17 protein-coding genes are annotated in these 18,527 nt (G+C 61.0%); 12 read left to right on the top strand and 5 right to left on the bottom strand.

Going from position 1 to position 18,527, the window contains the following annotated elements; genetic code table 11:
* Window positions 1-250 precede the first annotated feature (250 nt).
* From D8U61_RS04875 to ppx, 5 genes are all read left to right on the top strand, one after another.
* Entirely contained in the window at window positions 251-1,036 is a 786-nt protein-coding gene (locus D8U61_RS04875) for a transporter substrate-binding domain-containing protein (protein WP_123441794.1), read from the top strand.
* Between the two features lie 21 nt (window positions 1,037-1,057).
* Window positions 1,058-1,726 (top strand): amino acid ABC transporter permease, encoded by a 669-nt coding sequence (locus D8U61_RS04870; RefSeq protein ID WP_122612308.1) that lies wholly within the window; start codon window positions 1,058-1,060, stop codon window positions 1,724-1,726.
* Window positions 1,723-2,373, top strand: a complete 651-nt coding sequence (locus D8U61_RS04865; RefSeq protein ID WP_016772621.1) for an amino acid ABC transporter permease — start codon at window positions 1,723-1,725, stop codon at window positions 2,371-2,373. The genes D8U61_RS04870 and D8U61_RS04865 overlap by 4 nt, the downstream gene beginning before the upstream one ends.
* The gene (locus tag D8U61_RS04860) at window positions 2,360-3,097 is read left to right on the top strand and encodes an amino acid ABC transporter ATP-binding protein (RefSeq protein WP_130926508.1); all 738 of its coding nucleotides are present in this window, start codon (window positions 2,360-2,362) and stop codon (window positions 3,095-3,097) included. Before D8U61_RS04865 ends, D8U61_RS04860 begins: the two co-directional genes overlap by 14 nt.
* A 207-nt stretch (window positions 3,098-3,304) precedes the next feature.
* Window positions 3,305-4,807: an exopolyphosphatase gene (gene ppx, locus D8U61_RS04855; protein ID WP_076564507.1), complete on the top strand. Its 1,503-nt coding sequence runs from the start codon at window positions 3,305-3,307 to the stop codon at window positions 4,805-4,807.
* A 244-nt stretch (window positions 4,808-5,051) separates the two neighbouring features.
* On the opposite strand, the gene ppk1 is transcribed toward ppx, so the two are convergent.
* Both ppk1 and hemB read right to left on the bottom strand, forming a co-directional pair.
* A complete protein-coding gene (gene ppk1, locus D8U61_RS04850) occupies window positions 5,052-7,277 on the bottom strand; it encodes a polyphosphate kinase 1 (protein WP_016772619.1) in 2,226 nt (741 codons plus the stop codon).
* Window positions 7,278-7,295: 18 nt separating this feature from the next.
* Window positions 7,296-8,309, bottom strand: a complete 1,014-nt coding sequence (gene hemB, locus D8U61_RS04845) for a porphobilinogen synthase (RefSeq protein ID WP_130926507.1) — start codon at window positions 8,307-8,309, stop codon at window positions 7,296-7,298.
* 207 nt (window positions 8,310-8,516) lie between these two features.
* On the opposite strand from hemB, the gene D8U61_RS04840 reads away from it, so the two are divergent.
* Window positions 8,517-9,176, top strand: coding sequence for a DedA family protein (locus D8U61_RS04840; RefSeq protein ID WP_056791681.1), 660 nt, complete (start codon window positions 8,517-8,519; stop codon window positions 9,174-9,176).
* A 167-nt stretch (window positions 9,177-9,343) separates the two neighbouring features.
* Entirely contained in the window at window positions 9,344-10,012 is a 669-nt protein-coding gene (elbB, locus tag D8U61_RS04835) for an isoprenoid biosynthesis glyoxalase ElbB (RefSeq protein WP_016772616.1), read from the top strand.
* A 104-nt stretch (window positions 10,013-10,116) separates the two neighbouring features.
* Here the strand turns inward: elbB and D8U61_RS04830 are convergent, their stop codons facing one another.
* Together D8U61_RS04830 and D8U61_RS04825 are read right to left on the bottom strand one after the other, a co-directional pair.
* Complete coding sequence (locus D8U61_RS04830) at window positions 10,117-10,572, bottom strand: YaiI/YqxD family protein (RefSeq protein ID WP_130901961.1); 456 nt, start codon at window positions 10,570-10,572, stop codon at window positions 10,117-10,119.
* A 102-nt stretch (window positions 10,573-10,674) separates the two neighbouring features.
* The gene (locus D8U61_RS04825; protein ID WP_125925388.1) at window positions 10,675-12,573 is read right to left on the bottom strand and encodes an FTR1 family protein; all 1,899 of its coding nucleotides are present in this window, start codon (window positions 12,571-12,573) and stop codon (window positions 10,675-10,677) included.
* Window positions 12,574-12,824: 251 nt separating this feature from the next.
* Here D8U61_RS04825 and D8U61_RS04820 point away from each other — a divergent pair, with 251 nt between their 5' ends.
* The 5 genes from D8U61_RS04820 (at window position 12,825) to D8U61_RS04800 (ending at window position 17,594) form a co-directional block, all read left to right on the top strand.
* The gene (locus tag D8U61_RS04820) at window positions 12,825-14,231 is read left to right on the top strand and encodes a hypothetical protein (protein WP_125925387.1); all 1,407 of its coding nucleotides are present in this window, start codon (window positions 12,825-12,827) and stop codon (window positions 14,229-14,231) included.
* 206 nt (window positions 14,232-14,437) lie between these two features.
* On the top strand, window positions 14,438-15,832 hold the full coding sequence (locus D8U61_RS04815; RefSeq protein ID WP_130926506.1) for a hypothetical protein: 1,395 nt from the start codon (window positions 14,438-14,440) through the stop codon (window positions 15,830-15,832).
* Between the two features lie 16 nt (window positions 15,833-15,848).
* Window positions 15,849-16,220, top strand: coding sequence for a YcfL family protein (locus tag D8U61_RS04810; protein WP_016772611.1), 372 nt, complete (start codon window positions 15,849-15,851; stop codon window positions 16,218-16,220).
* A 36-nt stretch (window positions 16,221-16,256) separates the two neighbouring features.
* Complete coding sequence (gene lpoB / locus D8U61_RS04805; protein ID WP_016772610.1) at window positions 16,257-16,844, top strand: penicillin-binding protein activator LpoB; 588 nt, start codon at window positions 16,257-16,259, stop codon at window positions 16,842-16,844.
* 3 nt (window positions 16,845-16,847) lie between these two features.
* Window positions 16,848-17,594: a penicillin-binding protein activator LpoB gene (locus D8U61_RS04800; protein WP_125916784.1), complete on the top strand. Its 747-nt coding sequence runs from the start codon at window positions 16,848-16,850 to the stop codon at window positions 17,592-17,594.
* A 169-nt stretch (window positions 17,595-17,763) separates the two neighbouring features.
* Here D8U61_RS04800 and rhtB read toward each other — a convergent pair whose 3' ends face one another.
* Window positions 17,764-18,396 (bottom strand): homoserine/homoserine lactone efflux protein, encoded by a 633-nt coding sequence (gene rhtB, locus D8U61_RS04795; protein WP_016772608.1) that lies wholly within the window; start codon window positions 18,394-18,396, stop codon window positions 17,764-17,766.
* Window positions 18,397-18,527 lie beyond the last annotated feature (131 nt).

Raw genomic sequence — 18,527 nt, 5'->3', positions numbered from 1 at the left:
CGGACGCGTCAGGGCCAAGATGCGGCTAGTTGTAAAGCTATTCGTCGAGTCCGGCAAGTCGTGCCCCAGCGGGGTTCGGCGCGCACTGCCGATGCGCCATCGCAGTGCGAAAACCGAGTTGACTGTTCAGACCAGTAAGACCGAACGAAGCCGCTGGTGCCGCGGCTTGCCGGGGCGAAATCCGCCTGTTGGCACGGCCCATGCTCTGTCCGATCGCAGCAACCACTTCCCGCCGATCCGGAGATTGTCCATGACCCAGCGTTACAGCGCCCTCCTCGCTTCCCTGTTTGCCGGCCTGCTGCTGTGCCAGGCCCCCGCTCACGCCGACGGTCTGGACGACGTGGTCAAACGCGGCACGCTGAAAGTTGCCGTGCCCCAGGACTTCCCGCCGTTCGGCTCGGTCGGCCCGGACATGAAGCCGCGCGGCCTGGATATCGACACGGCGAAACTGCTCGCTGACCAACTCAAGGTCAAACTTGAACTGACGCCGGTCAACAGCACCAACCGCATCCCGTTCCTCACCACCGGCAAAGTCGATCTGGTGATTTCCAGCCTCGGCAAAAACCCCGAGCGTGAGAAAGTCATCGACTTCTCCCGCGCCTATGCGCCGTTCTACCTCGCCGTGTTCGGCCCGCCAGACGCTGCGATCACCAGCCTCGACGACCTCAAGGGCAAGACCATCAGCGTCACCCGTGGCGCCATCGAAGACATCGAGCTGAGCAAAGTCGCCCCCGAAGGCGTGACCATCAAACGTTTCGAAGACAACAACTCGACCATCGCCGCTTATCTGGCAGGGCAAGTCGATCTGATCGCCAGCGGCAACGTGGTGATGGTGGCCATCAGCGAGAAGAATCCCAAGCGCGTGCCGGCGCTGAAGGTGAAGCTCAAGGATTCGCCGGTCTACGTCGGTGTGAACAAGAACGAAGCGGCGCTGCTGACCAAGGTCAACGACATCCTCAACACCGCCAAGGCTGACGGCGCACTGGAAAAGAACTCGCAGACCTGGCTGAAAGAGCCGCTGCCGGCCGATCTCTGATCGACTGCGCGGGAGACCTTCATGGCTTATCAGTTCGATTTTTTGCCGGTGGTGGAAAACACCGACCTGCTGCTGCGCGGCGCTTTGTTCACGCTGGAGCTGACCGCCATCGGCGCGCTGCTCGGGGTCGGCGTCGGGATTGTCGGGGCGCTGGTGCGGGCGTGGCAGATCCGCCCGTTCTCGGCGATCTTCGGCGTCTACGTCGAGTTGATCCGCAACACGCCGTTTCTGGTGCAACTGTTCTTCATCTTCTTCGGCCTGCCGTCGCTCGGCGTGCAGATTTCCGAATGGCAGGCGGCGGTGCTGGCGATGGTGATCAACCTTGGCGCCTATTCGACCGAGATCATCCGCGCCGGCATCCAGGCGATTCCGCGCGGGCAGCTGGAAGCGGCAGCGGCACTGGCGATGACCCGCTTCGAAGCGTTCCGCCACGTCGTCCTGCTGCCGGCGCTGGGCAAGGTCTGGCCGGCGCTGAGCAGCCAGATCATCATTGTCATGCTCGGTTCGGCGGTGTGTTCGCAGATCGCCACGGAAGAATTGAGCTTCGCCGCCAACTTCATTCAGTCACGCAACTTCCGCGCCTTTGAAACCTACGCGCTGACTACCCTGATCTACCTGTGCATGGCGCTGCTGATCCGCCAATTGCTCAACTGGTTCGGCCGGCGGTTCATTGCGAGGAGCAGCCAATGAGCGATTTCACTTTCTGGGACATCCTGCGCAACCTGCTCACCGGCCTGCAATGGACGCTGGCGCTGTCGCTGGTGGCATTCATCGGCGGCGGCCTCGTCGGCCTGCTGATTCTGGTGATGCGCATCTCCAAGAACACGCTGCCCAGCAGCATCGCCCGCACCTGGATCGAGCTGTTTCAGGGCACGCCACTGTTGATGCAGCTGTTTCTGGTGTTCTTCGGTGTGGCGCTGGCCGGGATCGAGATTTCGCCGTGGATGGCCGCCGCGATCGCTTTGACCTTGTTCACCAGCGCCTATCTGGCGGAGATCTGGCGCGGTTGCGTCGAGGCTATTCCCCACGGTCAGTGGGAAGCTTCGTCGAGCCTGGCGCTCAATCCGCTGGAGCAGTTGCGCTACGTGATCCTGCCGCAAGCGCTGCGCATCGCCGTGGCGCCGACCGTGGGCTTCTCGGTGCAAGTGGTCAAAGGCACAGCGGTGACCTCGATCATCGGCTTCACCGAACTGACCAAGACCGGCGGCATGCTCGCCAACGCCACGTTCGAACCGTTCATGGTCTACGGCCTCGTCGCCCTCGGCTACTTCCTGCTCTGCTACCCCTTGTCCCTCAGTGCGCGCTACCTGGAAAGGAGACTGCATGCCTCTGCTTAGAATTTCCGCCCTGCATAAATACTACGGCGATCACCACGTACTCAAAGGCATCGACCTCAGCGTCGAGGAAGGCCAGGTCGTGGCGATCATCGGCCGCAGCGGCTCGGGCAAATCGACTCTGTTGCGCACACTCAACGGCCTGGAGTCGATCAACGACGGCGTGATCGAAGTCGACGGCGAATACCTCGACGCCGCCCGCGCTGATCTGCGCAGCCTGCGACAGAAGGTCGGCATGGTCTTCCAGCAGTTCAACCTGTTCCCGCACCTGACCGTCGGGGAGAACGTCATGCTCGCGCCGCAAGTGGTGCAAAAAATACCCAAGGCCAAGGCTGCCGAACTGGCGCGGGAAATGCTCGAGCGAGTCGGGCTCGGGGAGAAATTCGATGCCTTTCCGGATCGTCTGTCCGGCGGGCAGCAACAGCGGGTGGCGATCGCCCGGGCTTTGGCGATGTCGCCGAAGGTGCTGCTGTGCGATGAAATCACCTCGGCGCTGGACCCTGAGCTGGTCAATGAAGTGCTCAGCGTGGTGCGGCAATTGGCCAAGGAAGGCATGACGCTGATCATGGTCACCCACGAGATGCGCTTTGCCCGGGAAGTCGGCGACAAACTGGTGTTCATGCACCATGGCAAGGTGCATGAGGTGGGCGATCCAAAGGTGTTGTTTGCCAATCCGCAGACGGCCGAGCTGGCGAACTTTATTGGCACGGTGGAAGCGACAGCCTGAAGATTTTCTGAGGCAGTGATGCCCTCTTCGCGAGCAGGCTCGCTCCCACAGGGGAATGCGCTCATCTGTGGGAGCGAGCCTGCTCGCGAATGGCCGCGCCGCGATCCCCAGACTTTCTGCGCTGAATCAACGGTTTGAACCATGCGCGTTGGCGCCAGCGTTTGATCGTGGCACGATGTCGGGGTTATCGACCGAGACCCCCTGACCATGCCGCAATCCCAAGCCAAGAATCTGTCCCTGATCGCCGCAATCGACCTGGGCTCCAACAGCTTTCACATGGTCGTGGCCAAGGCCCAGAACGGCGAAATCCGCATTCTCGAGCGCCTCGGCGAGAAGGTGCAACTGGCCGCCGGCATCGACGATGCGCGCCAGCTCAACGAAGAATCGATGCAGCGCGGCCTCGATTGCCTCAAGCGCTTTGCCCAACTGATCAACGGTATGCCGCTCGGTGCCGTGCGCATCGTCGGCACCAACGCCCTGCGTGAAGCGCGCAACCGTGGCGAATTCATCCGCCGCGCCGAGGAAATCCTCGGCCACACGGTAGAAGTCATCTCCGGCCGTGAAGAAGCGCGCCTGATCTATCTCGGCGTTTCGCACACACTCGCCGATACCCCAGGCAAACGTTTGGTCGCCGACATCGGCGGCGGCAGTACTGAATTCATCATCGGCCAGCGCTTCGAGCCGTTGCTGCGCGAAAGCCTGCAAATGGGCTGCGTCAGTTTCACCCAGCGCTACTTCAAGGACGGCAAGATCACCCCGGCCCGCTACGCCCAGGCCTACACGGCGGCGCGCCTGGAGATCATGAGCATCGAGCACGCCCTGCATCGCCTGACCTGGGATGAAGCCATTGGCTCCTCCGGTACGATTCGCGCCATCGGTCTGGCCCTGAAGGCCGGCGGCCACGGCAGCGGCGAGGTCAACGCCGAAGGCCTGGCGTGGCTCAAGCGCAAACTGTTCAAGCTGGGCGACGCCGACAAGATCGATTTCGAAGGCATCAAGCCTGACCGCCGCGCGATCTTCCCGGCGGGCCTGGCGATTCTCGAAGCGATCTTCGACGCCCTCGAACTGCAACGCATGGATCATTGCGAAGGCGCGCTGCGTGAAGGCGTGCTCTACGACCTGCTCGGCCGCCATCATCACGAAGACGTGCGCGAACGCACCCTGACCTCGCTGATGGAGCGCTATCACGTCGATCTGGAACAGGCGGCGCGGGTCGAGCGCAAGGCCCTGCACGCGTTCGATCAGGTCGCCGTCGACTGGGAGCTGGATGACGGTATCTGGCGCGAACTGCTCGGCTGGGCGGCGAAAGTGCACGAAGTCGGCCTCGACATCGCTCACTATCACTACCACAAGCACGGTGCCTACCTGATCGAGCACTCCGATCTGGCCGGCTTCTCGCGAGAAGATCAGCAGATGCTCGCGCTATTGGTGCGCGGGCACCGGCGCAATATTCCCAAGGACAAGTTCGCCGAATTCGGCGATGACGGCATCAAGCTGATTCGCCTGTGCGTGCTGCTGCGGTTCGCCATTCTGTTCCATCACATTCGCGGAACCCAGGCGATGCCGCAGGTGGCGCTGCATGCGAGTGGCGATCATCTCGATGTGGAATTCCCGGAGAACTGGCTGGATGAAAATCAGCTGACCCAGGCGGATTTCGGGCTTGAGGCGGACTGGTTGACGCGGGTGGGGATTGTTCTCACGGTGCACTGAGTAACTGGCTGGCACAAAAAAGGCGATCCGTTAGGATCGCCTTTTTATTGGGTTTGTTTGAGAGCGGCGGTGTAGCTCTCCCCTCACCCCAGCCCTCTCCCGAGGGAGAGGGAGCCGATTTGTACTAGCGTTGAGGCCAGAGTTCGATCAGGTATTTCAGGTCAGTGTATGACGCGAGACACCTCGGTCAGTCCCCTCTCCCTCTGGGAGAGGGTTAGGGTGAGGGGCTTTTGACTTTCAGCTCTCAGCTGCTCACCGGCAATATCGGGCTGCCCAGCCGCTCCAGCAACGTCGCCTGCGCACTGCGCGGGTTCTGGTTTCCGGTGGGCGTGTTGCGAATGTAGCGGCCGTCCGACTGCAGACTCCAGCTGTGGGTGTTGTCGGTCAGGTACAGCTCCAGCTCCTTCTTGACCCGAGTCAGCAATTTCTTGCCTTCCACCGGGAAGCAGGTCTCGACGCGCTTGTCGAGGTTGCGCTCCATCCAGTCGGCGCTGGAGAGGAACATCTGCTCGTCGCCGCCGTTGAGGAAGTAGAACACCCGCGTGTGCTCGAGGAAGCGGCCGATGATCGAGCGCACATGAATGTTGTGCGAAACCCCAGCGATGCCCGGACGCAGGCAGCACATGCCGCGCACCACCAGATCGATGCGCACGCCGGACTGGCTGGCCTTGTACAGCGCGCGGATGATCTTCGGATCGGTCAGCGAGTTGAACTTGGCGATGATGTGCGCCGGTTTGCCTTCGAGGGCGAACTGGGTTTCGCGGGCAATCATGTCGAGCATGCCCTTCTTCAGGGTGAACGGCGCATGCAGCAGCTTTTTCATGCGCAGCGTCTTGCCCATGCCGATCAACTGGCTGAACAGTTTGCCGACGTCTTCGCACAAAGCGTCGTCGGAGGTCAGCAGGCTGTAGTCGGTGTAAAGCTTGGCGTTACCGGCGTGGTAGTTGCCGGTACCGAGGTGCGCGTAGCGGACGATTTCGCCAGCCTCACGGCGCAGGATCAGCATCATCTTGGCGTGGGTTTTGAAGCCGACCACGCCGTAGATCACCACCGCACCGGCCGCTTGCAGACGGCTGGCCAGTTGCAGGTTGGATTCTTCGTCGAAGCGCGCGCGCAGCTCGATCACCGCAGTGACTTCCTTGCCGTTACGCGCGGCATCCACCAGCGCATCGACGATCTCGGAGTTGGCGCCGGAGCGGTACAGGGTTTGCCGTACGGCGAGCACGTGCGGGTCTTTCGCGGCCTGACGCAGCAGGTCGACCACCGGGGTGAACGACTCGAACGGGTGCAGCAGGAGGATGTCCTGCTTGCTGACCACACTGAAGATGTTTTCGCTGTTTTGCAGCAGTTTCGGGATCTGCGGGGTGAACGGCGTGTATTGCAGCTCCGGATGGCTGTCCAGACCGGTGATGCTGAACAGGCGCGTCAGGTTGACCGGGCCGTTGACCTGATACAGCTCGGTCTCGCTCAGGTTGAACTGCTTGAGCAGATAGTCCGAGAGGTGTTTCGGGCAAGTGTCGGCGACTTCCAGACGCACCGCGTCACCGTAGCGCCGCGAGAACAACTCGCCACGCAGAGCGCGGGCCAAGTCTTCGACATCTTCGGAATCGAGCGCCAGGTCGGCGTTTCGGGTCAGACGGAACTGGTAGCAGCCTTTGACCTTCATGCCCTGGAACAGGTCGTCGGCGTGGGCGTGGATCATCGACGACAGGAACACATAGTTGTCGCCGGCGCCGCCGACTTCTTCCGGCACTTTGATGATCCGTGGCAGCAGGCGCGGCGCCGGAATGATCGCCAGACCGGAGTCGCGACCGAAGGCGTCGATACCTTCGAGCTCGACGATGAAGTTCAGACTCTTGTTCACCAGCAGCGGGAACGGGTGCGTCGGGTCGAGGCCGATCGGGGTGATGATCGGCGCGATCTCGTCGCGGAAATAGCGGCGGACCCAGGTCTTGAGCTTGGTCGTCCAGTTGCGCCGACGGATGAAGCGCACCTGATGCTTTTCCAGCTCCGGCAGGAGGATGTCGTTGAGGATCGCGTACTGGCGGTCAACGTGACCGTGAACCAGTTCGCTGATCCGCGCCAGCGCCTGATGCGGCTGCAAGCCGTCAGCGCCGGCCTGTTCGCGGGCAAAAGTGATCTGCTTTTTCAGCCCAGCGACGCGAATTTCGAAGAATTCGTCGAGGTTGCTGGAGAAGATCAGCAGGAACTTCAGCCGCTCCAGCAACGGGTAGGACTCGTCCAGCGCCTGTTCCAGCACGCGGATGTTGAACTGCAATTGCGAAAGCTCGCGGTGGATGTACAGGCTGCTGTCATCCAGGCCGGGAATGGCGATCGCCGGTACCGCCACAGCGGTTTCGGCAACCGGCGCGGGTGGCGCAGGCTCCAGTTCCGGCGGGGTTTCGGTGATTTGCTCGACCACCGGCTGAGCTTCTTTTACGGCAACTTCAGTGAGTCCTTCGGTATTCATGGAATGTTCCTGGGAGGGCTATTTCTGCTCTCGTAACAATTGAGCGGCACGAACGGCAAAGTAAGTCAGGATGCCATCTGCACCGGCACGTTTAAAGGCGGTCAGTGACTCGAGGATCACCGCTTCGCTCAACCAGCCATTCTGGATAGCGGCCATGTGCATGGCGTATTCGCCACTGACCTGATAGACGAAGGTCGGCACCTTGAAGGCATCTTTGACGCGAAAAAGAATGTCCAGGTAGGGCATGCCCGGCTTGACCATGACCATGTCCGCACCTTCGGACAAGTCGGCACCGACTTCGTGCAGCGCTTCGTCGCTGTTGGCCGGGTCCATCTGATAAGAAGCCTTGTTGGCCTTGCCCAGGTTCGACGCCGAACCCACAGCATCGCGGAATGGGCCGTAGTAGGCGCTGGCATACTTGGCCGAGTAGGCCATGATGCGCACGTTGACGTGACCGGCAATTTCCAGCGCCTCACGAATCGCCTGGATGCGACCGTCCATCATGTCCGATGGCGCCACCACCTGCGCGCCGGCGTCGGCGTGGGACAGCGCCTGACGCACCAGCGCATCGACAGTGATGTCGTTCTGCACGTAGCCGTCTTCGTCGAGAATGCCGTCCTGACCGTGGGTGGTGAACGGGTCCAGCGCGACGTCAGTGATCACGCCCAGCTCCGGGAAACGCTCGCGCAGGGCGCGAGTGGCGCGCTGGGCGATGCCTTCAGGGTTCCAGGCTTCGGCGGCATCGAGGGATTTCAGCTCAGGCGGGGTGACCGGGAACAGCGCCAGCGCCGGAATGCCCAGCTCGACCCATTTCGCCGCTTCTTCAAGCAGCAGATCAATGCTCAGTCGCTCGACGCCCGGCATCGAGGCCACGGCTTCGCGGCGGTTTTCACCGTCGAGCACGAACACCGGCAGGATCAGGTCATCGACCGTCAATACGTTTTCACGCACCAGGCGCCGCGAAAAATCATCACGACGATTGCGGCGCAGACGAGTGGCAGGGAACAGACGATTGGCGGGGGTAAAGCTCACGGCAGACTCCTGAGCCCGGGCAAACGGGCGAGCGTGACAGTTATAGACGGCCATTATGACCAACAGATGACAGTTATGTGTGCTCTGTGACAGGTAGCCGCAATCCATTGTCGATGTAGGAAATGTTCACGTCGAGACACATTTGGACACTTTCATGAATGTGCCCGAAGGGTTAGGCTGCGCGTTCATTTCGCCAGCACCCAGACAATGCTCCAACAATTTCTGCACGACTTTGGCTACTTTGCCTTGTTTCTCGGCACGTTCTTCGAAGGCGAAACCATTCTGGTGCTCGCAGGCTTCCTTGCGTTCCGTGGATACATGGACATCAACCTGGTGGTGGTCGTGGCGTTCTTCGGCAGTTATGCCGGTGATCAGCTGTGGTACTTCCTGGGGCGCAAGCACGGGCGCAAATTGCTTGCGCGCAAACCGCGCTGGCAGATGATGGGTGACCGCGCACTGGAGCACATCCGTAAACATCCGGACATCTGGGTCCTGAGCTTCCGCTTCGTTTATGGCCTGCGCACGGTGATGCCGGTGGCGATCGGCCTGTCCGGTTATCCACCGGGACGTTACTTGCTGCTCAACGGCATCGGCGCGGCGATCTGGGCCACCGCCCTGGCTGCGGCGGCTTACCACTTCGGCGCAGTGCTGGAAGGCATGCTCGGCAGCATCAAGAAGTACGAGCTGTGGGTGCTCGGCGCCTTGCTGATCCTCGGCCTGGGCCTGTGGCTGCGGCGCCGCTTCAAGAATGCGCAACTGGCGAAGAAAATCTATCAGGACGAGCAGCTCGCCAAGGCCGCCGAGGCAGAGCAGTTGCGCCAGGCCGAAGCGACCCCTCCTGCCGGGCCGAAAACGCCAGCCGAATAAGCCATTCGCTGGCGGCTGCCACGCGCAGTCCAGGCAAATAATGAACACCCCGCCGCCGTTGCGATCCATTGAGAGAGCGCTCTGTTCCCGCGCGCGTCAGCCATGCCCTTATGGCCACGCGCGACGATTTGAGGGACATTGAGCGCCATGAATCTGGAGAGAAGCCCATGAGCAAAAAAGTTGCAGTGATCCTGTCCGGCAGTGGCGTGTACGACGGCGCCGAAATCCAGGAAAGTGTCATCACCCTGCTGCGCCTCGACCAGCGCGGCGCGCAGGTGCAGTGCTTCGCGCCAAACATCGCGCAATTGCATGTGATCAACCACCTGACCGGCGAAGAAATGCCGGAATCGCGCAACGTGCTGGTGGAGTCGGCGCGCATTGCCCGGGGCAACGTCAAGGATATCCGCGATGCCGACGTCGAGGACTTCGACGCACTGATCGTGCCCGGCGGTTTCGGCGCGGCGAAGAACCTGTCGAACTTCGCCATCGAAGGCGCCGGCTGCACCGTGCAACCCGAAGTGCTGGCCCTGGCCGAAGCATTTGCCGAAGCGGGCAAACCGGTCGGGCTGATCTGCATCTCCCCGGCGCTGGCGGCGAAAATCTATGGCCCGGGCGTGACCTGCACCATCGGCAACGACGCCGACACCGCTGCGGCCATGAACAAGATGGGCGCCACCCACGAAGAATGCGCCGTCACCGAAATCGTCGAAGACAAGGCGCGCAAACTGGTCACCACCCCGGCGTACATGCTGGCGCAGACCATCAGTGAAGCGGCTTCGGGGATCAACAAACTGGTCGACCGCGTGCTCGAACTGACTCACGAAAACGACGCTTGAAATCAAAAGATCGCAGCCTTCGGCAGCTCCTACAGGTTCCGTGTCGCGCCGTGATATTGCGGCATACACCGCCCCGGTAGGAGCTGCCGCATGCTGCGATCTTTTCAGGGCTTGCGGGTGAGCCGGGTCAGAATCCGGTCCAGCGCATTGGCAAACGCCTGCTTCTCACGCTCGCCAAAGGGTGCCGGGCCGCCGCTCATCTGGCCCTGCTCCCTGAGATCGGTGAACAGATTCCGCACCGCCAGCCGCTCGCCCATGTTCTGCGCATCGAACTCCTTGCCGCGCGGATCCAGTGCCGTCACGCCCTTCTTCACCAGCCGATCGGCCAGCGGAATATCGCTGCAGATCACAAGTTCGCCCGGCACGGCGTGCTCGACCAGATAATCATCCGCGGCATCCGGCCCGCTCGGCACCACAATCAATTTGACGATCGCCAGCCCCGGTTTGATCTGCGGCTGCCCGGCTACCAGCACCACTTCGAACTGGCGCTTTAACGCGAACTTCACCACCAGATCCTTCGCCGCCCGCGGACAGGCGTCGGCATCGATCCATACACGCATGTTCTTGCCTCCAAAAAATTCGCGAGCAGGCTCGCCCCCACAGGATACATACCGAACCTGTGGGAGCGAGCCTGCTCGCGAATAGGAGCGCAGCGAATGCCTTTATGCAGCCGACACCCGACGCTTCTCCGCCACCCAACTGCGCCCATACAGCACAGCAATCGCCACAATCGCCACCACCTGCGCGGTCAGCGAATAGGCGTCGGCATGGATTCCCAGCCAGTCGAATTCAAAGAACGCCACTGGCCGTGTGCCGAAGATCCCGGCTTCCTGCAGGGCCTTGACGCCATGCCCGGCAAACACCACCGACAACGCGCACAGCAGCGCGGCGTTGATACTGAAGAACAAGGTCAGCGGCAGTTTCGCCGAGCCGCGCAGGATCACCCAGGCCAGACCGACCAGCAGCACCAGCGCCGTCGCACCGCCGGCCAACACGGCGTTGTGCCCGGCAGGCCCGGCCTGCAGCCACAGGGTTTCGTAGAACAGGATCACTTCAAACAACTCGCGATAGACCGAGAAGAACGCCAGGATCGCAAAACCGAAACGACCACCGCCGCCGACCAGGCTGCTCTTGATGTAATCCTGCCAAGCCGCCGCGTGACGGCGGTCATGCATCCACACGCCGAGCCACAACACCATGACGCTGGCAAACAGCGCGGTGGCGCCTTCCAGCAACTCACGCTGCGAACCGCTGACGTCGATTACATACGCCGCCAGCGCCCAGGTGCCCAAGCCTGCCAGCAAGGCCAGACCCCAACCGACGTTGACGCTGCGCACCGCTGACTGCTGGCCGGTGTTGCGCAGGAAGGCGAGGATCGCCGCCAGCACCAGAATCGCTTCCAGACCTTCGCGCAGCAGAATCAGCAGACCGGAGATGTAACTCAGCGACCAGCTCAGACCATCGCTGCCCAGCAGGCCGGCGGATTCCTTGAGTTTGGCTTTGGCCGCGTCCAGACGCTGCTCGGCCTGCTCGACGGGCAGACCATCCTGCAATGACTGCCGATACGCCATCAGCGATTTTTCGGTGTCCTTGCGCACGTTGGCATCGACGTTGTCCAGCGAGCTTTCCACCAGCTCGAAGCCTTCCAGATATGCCGCTACCGACAGGTCATAGGCCTGATCATGTTCCCCGGCGCGGTAGGCCGCGAGGCTCTTGTCCAGCGTGGCGGCAGTGTAATCAAGCAACTGTGCCGGACCACGTTTGACCTGCGGCGGTTGCGCGCGCTGGGCACGGAACGTCGCTGCGACCTCTGCGCCCTCGGCAGCCTGCACCTCGGCCGGGGTCTGCCGGGCCAGGTCGGCGATGTTGTAAACCTTGTCGGACTTGGCGGCCGCCGCATCGGCACTGAAGCCGGCGATGTAGGTGGCCAGATCCCAGCGCTGGCGATCATCGAGCTGATCGGCAAACGCCGGCATGTCGGTGCCTTCGACACCCTGGCCGAGGGTGCTGTAGATCGCGTACAGACTCAGGTGATCCATGCGCACAGCGTCGCGCAGGTTGGCTGGCGCGGGAGTCAGACCTAGGCCGGCCGGGCCGTCGCCGGCACCTGTATCGCCGTGGCACACCGAGCAGTTCTGCGCATACAACGGCGCACCGCGTGTCGGGTCCGGGGTGATGATCGGCGCCTGGCTGACTTCATAAGCCACCGCCAGTTTGGCCCCCAGCTGTCGGGCCTGACGGGCGACATCAACACCGTCATGCTTCGCAGCGATGGCGGCGTGCAAAGACTCGACGCCCTGTTCCAGCGCGGCTTTTTCCGGTTTGGCCGGTAATGCAGTGATCAAGCCTTGCAGAACCTGGGTGAATTCCAGCTGCTCGCGGTATTCGCCATCGTCGATGACTTTGCCTGCCGCGACCGTCGGCGGGTAATCGGCACTGATGTAATCGAGCAGGTGCAACGCTTGCGGCGCGCCTTCCACGGTATCGGCCAGCAGCGGCAGGCTGCTCAGGGACAATAACGGGAACAGCAGCCAGGCCAGCAATCGGGACGAGGCAGTCATGAACGAATCTCAAATGGAAATGCGAAGTTACATATTGTTCACTTCGAAGACATTTCTCTCAAGCTTTGTCGGCGTTTCGCTTTGATTGGCAGGAAATACCCGGCAGACGGCAGCAGCGTTTGTCGCCGAGTATTGCCGCACTACCCGCTGCCGATCGAGCCTCGACACGTTCGATCAAGATCACAGCCATTTGCCACCATCCACTTTATACTGCCCGCCCCAGAGCATTTGCGCGCAAGGAATCAACCTCAATGCGGAGTCTTCCGTTCGTTTTGCTGCTTTGCGTTGCTGTTCAGTTGAGCGGTTGTGCCGCCTATCGCAACTACGATCTTGAAATGCAGCAGACCACCGAGCAAATGACCCGGGGCAATCTGACCGGGGCTCTGGCACTGGTGGAAATGAACAACCCGTGGGAAGACAAGGATCTGCTGTACTACCTGGAAAAAGGCGCGATCCTCAGCGCTGGCAGTGCCCTGCCCGACAGCCAGGACGCCTGGCGCAATGCCGACCGGATGATCTTCCAGCGCGAGGAAGCCAACCCGTCCGGCGCGATGAAATTACTGGCGCGTTTCGGTGATGAAATGGGCACGATGCTGGTCAACGACAAGCTGCGGCGCTATGAAGGCTACGATTACGAAAAGGTCATGTTGACTACGCAAATGGCCTTGAACCAGCTATCCGTCAATGACTTTGCCGGCGCCCGCGCAGACATCAGGAAAACCCACGAACGCGAAGCATTGATCGCCCGCCAGCGTGAAAAGCAATACGAAGCGGCCGAGGAACAGGCAAAAGCTCAGGGCAAGATTCTCCAGTACAAAGAACTGGAAGGCTACCCGGTCGCCTTGCTTGATGCGCCGCAGGTCGTTGAGCTGAAAAACGGCTACCAAAGTGCGTTCAGCCACTATCTGGCCGGATTCACCTATGAAGCCCTCGGCGAACGCGCCCTCGCGGCGGCCGGTTATCGTCAGGCGATCGAACTGCGGCCGGACATGCCCTTGCTGCAAAAGGCCCTGCGCAATCTCGACAAACCGCAAGCGAAAGCCGATGAAAGCGATGTGTTGCTGATTATCCAGAGTGGCCTGGCCCCGGCTCGCAGCTCAGTGCAAGTGCCGATCCCGGTTCGTCTGAACGAAACGCTGGTCATCATTGCGCCCATTTCATTCCCGGTGATGGTGCCGGACGCAGTTACGCCCAACTTCAGCCATATCACCGTAGACGGTCGCAAACAGCCGTTGGTAGTGATCAACAGCGTGACTGACATGTCCATGCGCACACTGCGCGACGACATGCCGCAAATCATCTCGCGGGCGATGTTCCGCGCCAACATGGCCGCCATCGGTCAAGCGCAGGAAAACGAGCGCAACCCGGCGAAAGCCTCGTTGATCGTCACTCAGCATGATCCGTTCGAAGAAGCCGACACCCGCACATGGCGAGCGTTGCCGGACAAGACGCTGGTCGCCCGCCTGCGCTTGAAGAAAGGCCTGCATACCTTCCGTTTTGCGCCTGCGTCTATCGACCACGCTTTTGAAATGCGCGTCGACCAGGACCGCCAGATTCTGCACCTGCGGGTATTCCGGGATCAGGTCTATACCGTCGGATCAGCCTTTGTACCGAATAAAAAACCCACGTCGGATAAACCCGCTTCTGCGGAGAAGTGATGGCACCACATCTGAAAATGCACCCAAAAAGCTATTACATAGCCATCACGCCACGTTTATAATGCCGCGCCCTCGCCCAGCGAGCCGGCATCAAAAGCTCCTCACCCATGAGGAATTGGCAGGAGGCCAGCGCCGCCGTCGATAGGTCACACCAGCCCGACCAGCACACGCGGCTGCAAGTTTTGTTACTCAGGGAAGAAGTACCCATGGCATTCCGCGCTCCCATGCTGCTCGCGCTCAGCGCTGTCACGCTGTTGTCCGGCTGCGCAGCGTTTCGCAACTACGATTCCGAACTGGCCCAGACCAATCAGCAACTGGCTTCCGGCAACGTCGACGCGGCGCTGACCCTGCTGGAAAAGAACAACACCGGCACCGACAAAGACCTGCTCTATTACTTCGAGAAAGGTGAACTGCTGCGCGCCAAGGGCGACCTGTCGGGCAGCCAGAACGCCTGGGGCAGTGCCGATCAGGTGGTCGGTCAGTGGGAAGACGCGGTCAAGCTCGACTCGGCCAAGTACCTGGCACAGTTCGGCAGCTTCATCGTCAACGACAAGGTGCGTCGCTACGAAGGCTATGACTACGAAAAAGTCATGCTGACCACGCAGATGGCCCTGAACCTGTTGGCGGTCAACGATTTCGATGGCGCCCGCACGGCGATCAAAAAGACCCACGAACGCGAAGCGGTGATCGCCGACCTGCGCGACAAGGAATACCTCAAGAGCGAAGAAGAAGCCGAGAAAGAAGGCATCAAGACCCAGTACAAGGATCTGCAGGGTTATCCGGTGGCCAGCCTCGACGCGCCGGAAGTGGTCGGCCTGAAGAACAGCTACCAGAGTGCGTTCAGCCATTACCTGGCCGGTTTCGTTTACGAAGCTTTGGGCGAGAAGGATCTGGCCGCGCCGGGTTATCGCAAAGCTGCCGAACTGCGTCCGAACACGCCGCTGCTCGAGCAGGCGCTGGCCAATCTCGACAAGCCTTCCAAATCCGATGACAGCGACATTCTCATCGTCGTGCAGAGCGGTCTGGCCCCGGCCCGCGACTCGATTCGCGTGCCGCTGCCGCTGCCGATTTCCAACAACGTGGTGATCACTCCGCTGTCGTTCCCGATCATCAAACCGGACACCTCCACCGCGCCGTTTGCGCAGATCGGTGTCGACGGCAAGCAAGTCGACCTGACCGCGCTGAACAGCACCACCGCCATGTCCCGCCGCGCCCTGCGCGATGACATGCCGGGGATCATCGTGCGCACCACCGTGCGCGCAATCACCAAAGGCGTGGCGCAAAAGCAGATCAACGAAACCAACCCGCTGGCCGGTCTCGCCGTGGGTATTTCTTCAGCGGTGCTTGAAGGTGCCGATACCCGTACATGGCGCACCCTGCCGGACAACACGCAAGTGGTGCGTCTGCGCCTGAAAAAAGGTGAGCATCAGGTTACCCTGCCGAGCGCCGTCGGCGGCTCGGTGGTCAAGGTCACTGTCGACCAGCGCTACCAAGTGATCAGCCTGCGTGCCGTGGGCAACCAGGTATTCGCTGGCGGCATCGCTGCTCACGTAATGCCGAGCGCTGCCGCGACCAACGTCGCCAGCCTCAAACAACCTTAAGAACGGAGTCTTTGCAATGCGCTTGAAGATCATCGCCGTCGCCGCCCTCGCCTTGCTGGCAGGCTGCGCCACCCCGCCACCGCCGGAGCCGGGCAGCGCCGCGAGCAAAGTCGTGGCCATGGGCCCGCAGAAACACATCGTCGTCGGCGCCATGCGCGTGGCTCGTGAAAACGGCTTCATGACCGTCAACGTGCAGTTGAGCAACACCCTCAACAGCAACAAGATTTTCTACTACCGCTTCGCCTGGCTTGGCGCCGAAGGTTTCCCGGTTGCCGAAGAAGAAGTGTGGAAAAGCCAGATGATGTACGGCGCCCAGACCAGCTTCATTCAGGCCATCGCGCCGACCCCGAAAGCCGTGGATTTCCGTCTGGAAATCAAGACGCCGTAAACCCGCCACCCTATTTCTGATTGAGAGAGCTTTCTCATGTTTGCACGCTTTTCCTGCATCGCCGTCATCGCCCTGCTCGCCTCCGGTTGCGCCAACACCTCGCCGACCCTGGGCAGCAAGAACATCAGCTACGGCGACACCAAAGCGGTTGAAACCGTGACCAACGAATTCGGTTCGACCGACCTGCAAATGATCGCCGAGTCGATGACCCGCTCGCTGGCCCAGTCCGGCATCCTGCAGGGTCGTCCGGTGGTTCAGGTCTACGATGTGAAGAACAAGACCAGCGAGTACATCGATACCCGCGAAATCACCACCAGCATCAAGACTCAGTTGATGAAGACCGGTGTTGCGCGCTTCGCCAGCGACAACAATGCGATGCAGAGCCAGGTTGACCAGCTCAAGCTGCAAAACCAGAGCGGCCTGTACAAGAAAAGCACCGTGGCCAAGACCGGCAACATGGTTGCCGCCAAGTACCGCATCGAAGGCTCGATCAGCTCGATCGTCAAGCGCAGCAGCGACTACAAGGACGTCTTCTACAAATTCAGCCTGCAGTTGATCGACGTCGAAAGCGGTCTGGCCGAGTGGATGGACGAAAAAGAGATCCGCAAAACCACGGAGCGTTGATCGATGCGCACATGGATTGGCATGATGGCCCTGGCTTGCGCGTTCAGCGCGCAGGCGGCCCCGAAAGTGGCGGTGACGGATCTGGCGTATCAGGAGCGCGTGGAGCAATACATCCACATCGTTTCGGCGCAGAGCAATCACCGCGAGAATTACTACAGCGCCAGCGGTTCTTCGAGCTACAACGAGATCGAAGCGACCACCAGCTACATCGAACAGGGCGAGTTGCGCAAATTCACCGGCGACATCAAGGGTGAAATCCTGCGTACCGGCATGTTCCAGCTGGTGCAGGGCACGCCGTATACCGCCTCATCCAAAGGCGATGTGTATGACGTGATCAAGCGCATCAAGGCCGGCAACTTCAAGGGTGCCGACTATGTGCTGTTCGGCACTGTGTCCGACATCGATTTCACCCAGGACATCAACGAGCTGGCGCACACCGACAGCTACTCGGCGGTACTGGGCCTGACGCTGGTGGCGGATTTCAGTCTGATCAACACCAAGACCTACGAGATCACCTCGGCCTTCACGGCGATGGGTGAAGCGCAGGACACCAAACTGGTTAACCATCGCGACATCAAGATCTCGCTGAACCGCCCGCGGGTGGTGCGTGAGGTGTCCAAGGCCTTGGGCGAAGACGTGGCCGGGCAACTGAGCATGCAGCTCGGTGGTGGTGACGGTTATGAGCAGCCGCGTGAAGCGCCGCAGCGCAACAATCTGCCGCGTGATACGGCACCGGTGATCTTACGCTGAACCGGATCTGAGGACTTTTGTGGCGAAGGGCTCTGTGGCGAGGGATTTATCCCCGTTGGGTCGCGAAGCGGCCCTCGCTATTGATTCAAGAAAAGCTCGCTTGCCCCGATGTCTCGGTAGAAATGAAAAAGGCGACCTCTTGAGGTCGCCTTTTTTGTGCCCGAGCGTTTTACGCCGCCGCTTTGCGCAATGTCGCCATGAACGCCGCCGCGCCAATGAATAACCCGGCAAAGGTGCGGTTCATGCGTTTCTGCTGCTTGGGCGTGCGCAACAGGCGCAGCACCTTCGACGCCAGTCCGGTGTAACCGGCCATGACAATCAGGTCGACGAACACCATGGTCACGCCGATCACCAGATACTGAATCAGCAGCGGCGCATGGGGATTGATGAACTGAGGCAACACCGCGAGCATGAACACCAACGCCTTGGGGTTGCTGATGTTCACCAGAAAGCCGCGAAACACCAGGGCCAGTGGCTTGCCGATCGGCCGAACCGCGGCGTCATCGCTCATGTCCATGGGCAGCGCGCGCCATTGCTTGATCGCCAGATAAACCAGATAGGCGACACCGAACCATTTGATCGCATGGAATGCCGTGGCCGAAGCGGTGAGCACAGCGCCAACACCCGCGCCGACAATCGCGATCTGCACCGCCAGACCGATCTGCAGGCCCAGTGCATTCCAGTAGCCGCGCCAGAATCCGTACTGCAGACCGCTGGACATCGACGCGATGGCGCCCGCGCCCGGGGACAGGCTGATCACCCAGCAGGCGGCAAAAAATGCCAGCCATGTTTGAAGCTCCATCGCACACCTCGGCTGATGCTTGTGACAAGTCGTCAAAACTAATGCTGTTTGGGGCTAAAAGCAAAAGATCGCAGCATTCGGCAGCTCCTTGTATGTTCCCCACACACCAGCATGAATGAGATCTAAGCTCG

The sequence above is a fragment of the Pseudomonas sp. Sample_14 genome, assembly GCF_004307515.1.
GTDB classification, from domain to species: Bacteria; Pseudomonadota; Gammaproteobacteria; order Pseudomonadales; family Pseudomonadaceae; genus Aquipseudomonas; species Aquipseudomonas atacamensis.
This window is presented reverse-complemented; position numbering and strand designations above follow the sequence as displayed.

Bases quoted from the DNA above. Each gene is read 5' to 3' on its own strand.
- ppk1 (WP_016772619.1), bottom strand. From the start codon at position 7,277: ATGAATACCGAAGGACTCACTGAAGTTGCCGTAAAAGAAGCTCAGCCG.
- lpoB (WP_016772610.1), top strand. From the start codon at position 16,257: ATGTTTGCACGCTTTTCCTGCATCGCCGTCATCGCCCTGCTCGCCTCC.
- D8U61_RS04815 (WP_130926506.1), top strand. From the start codon at position 14,438: ATGGCATTCCGCGCTCCCATGCTGCTCGCGCTCAGCGCTGTCACGCTG.
- D8U61_RS04865 (WP_016772621.1), top strand. From the start codon at position 1,723: ATGAGCGATTTCACTTTCTGGGACATCCTGCGCAACCTGCTCACCGGC.
- elbB (WP_016772616.1), top strand. From the start codon at position 9,344: ATGAGCAAAAAAGTTGCAGTGATCCTGTCCGGCAGTGGCGTGTACGAC.
- D8U61_RS04860 (WP_130926508.1), top strand. From the start codon at position 2,360: ATGCCTCTGCTTAGAATTTCCGCCCTGCATAAATACTACGGCGATCAC.
- D8U61_RS04830 (WP_130901961.1), bottom strand. From the start codon at position 10,572: ATGCGTGTATGGATCGATGCCGACGCCTGTCCGCGGGCGGCGAAGGAT.
- D8U61_RS04825 (WP_125925388.1), bottom strand. From the start codon at position 12,573: ATGACTGCCTCGTCCCGATTGCTGGCCTGGCTGCTGTTCCCGTTATTG.
- D8U61_RS04870 (WP_122612308.1), top strand. From the start codon at position 1,058: ATGGCTTATCAGTTCGATTTTTTGCCGGTGGTGGAAAACACCGACCTG.
- D8U61_RS04840 (WP_056791681.1), top strand. From the start codon at position 8,517: ATGCTCCAACAATTTCTGCACGACTTTGGCTACTTTGCCTTGTTTCTC.
- D8U61_RS04810 (WP_016772611.1), top strand. From the start codon at position 15,849: ATGCGCTTGAAGATCATCGCCGTCGCCGCCCTCGCCTTGCTGGCAGGC.
- D8U61_RS04875 (WP_123441794.1), top strand. From the start codon at position 251: ATGACCCAGCGTTACAGCGCCCTCCTCGCTTCCCTGTTTGCCGGCCTG.
- rhtB (WP_016772608.1), bottom strand. From the start codon at position 18,396: ATGGAGCTTCAAACATGGCTGGCATTTTTTGCCGCCTGCTGGGTGATC.
- ppx (WP_076564507.1), top strand. From the start codon at position 3,305: ATGCCGCAATCCCAAGCCAAGAATCTGTCCCTGATCGCCGCAATCGAC.
- D8U61_RS04820 (WP_125925387.1), top strand. From the start codon at position 12,825: ATGCGGAGTCTTCCGTTCGTTTTGCTGCTTTGCGTTGCTGTTCAGTTG.
- D8U61_RS04800 (WP_125916784.1), top strand. From the start codon at position 16,848: ATGCGCACATGGATTGGCATGATGGCCCTGGCTTGCGCGTTCAGCGCG.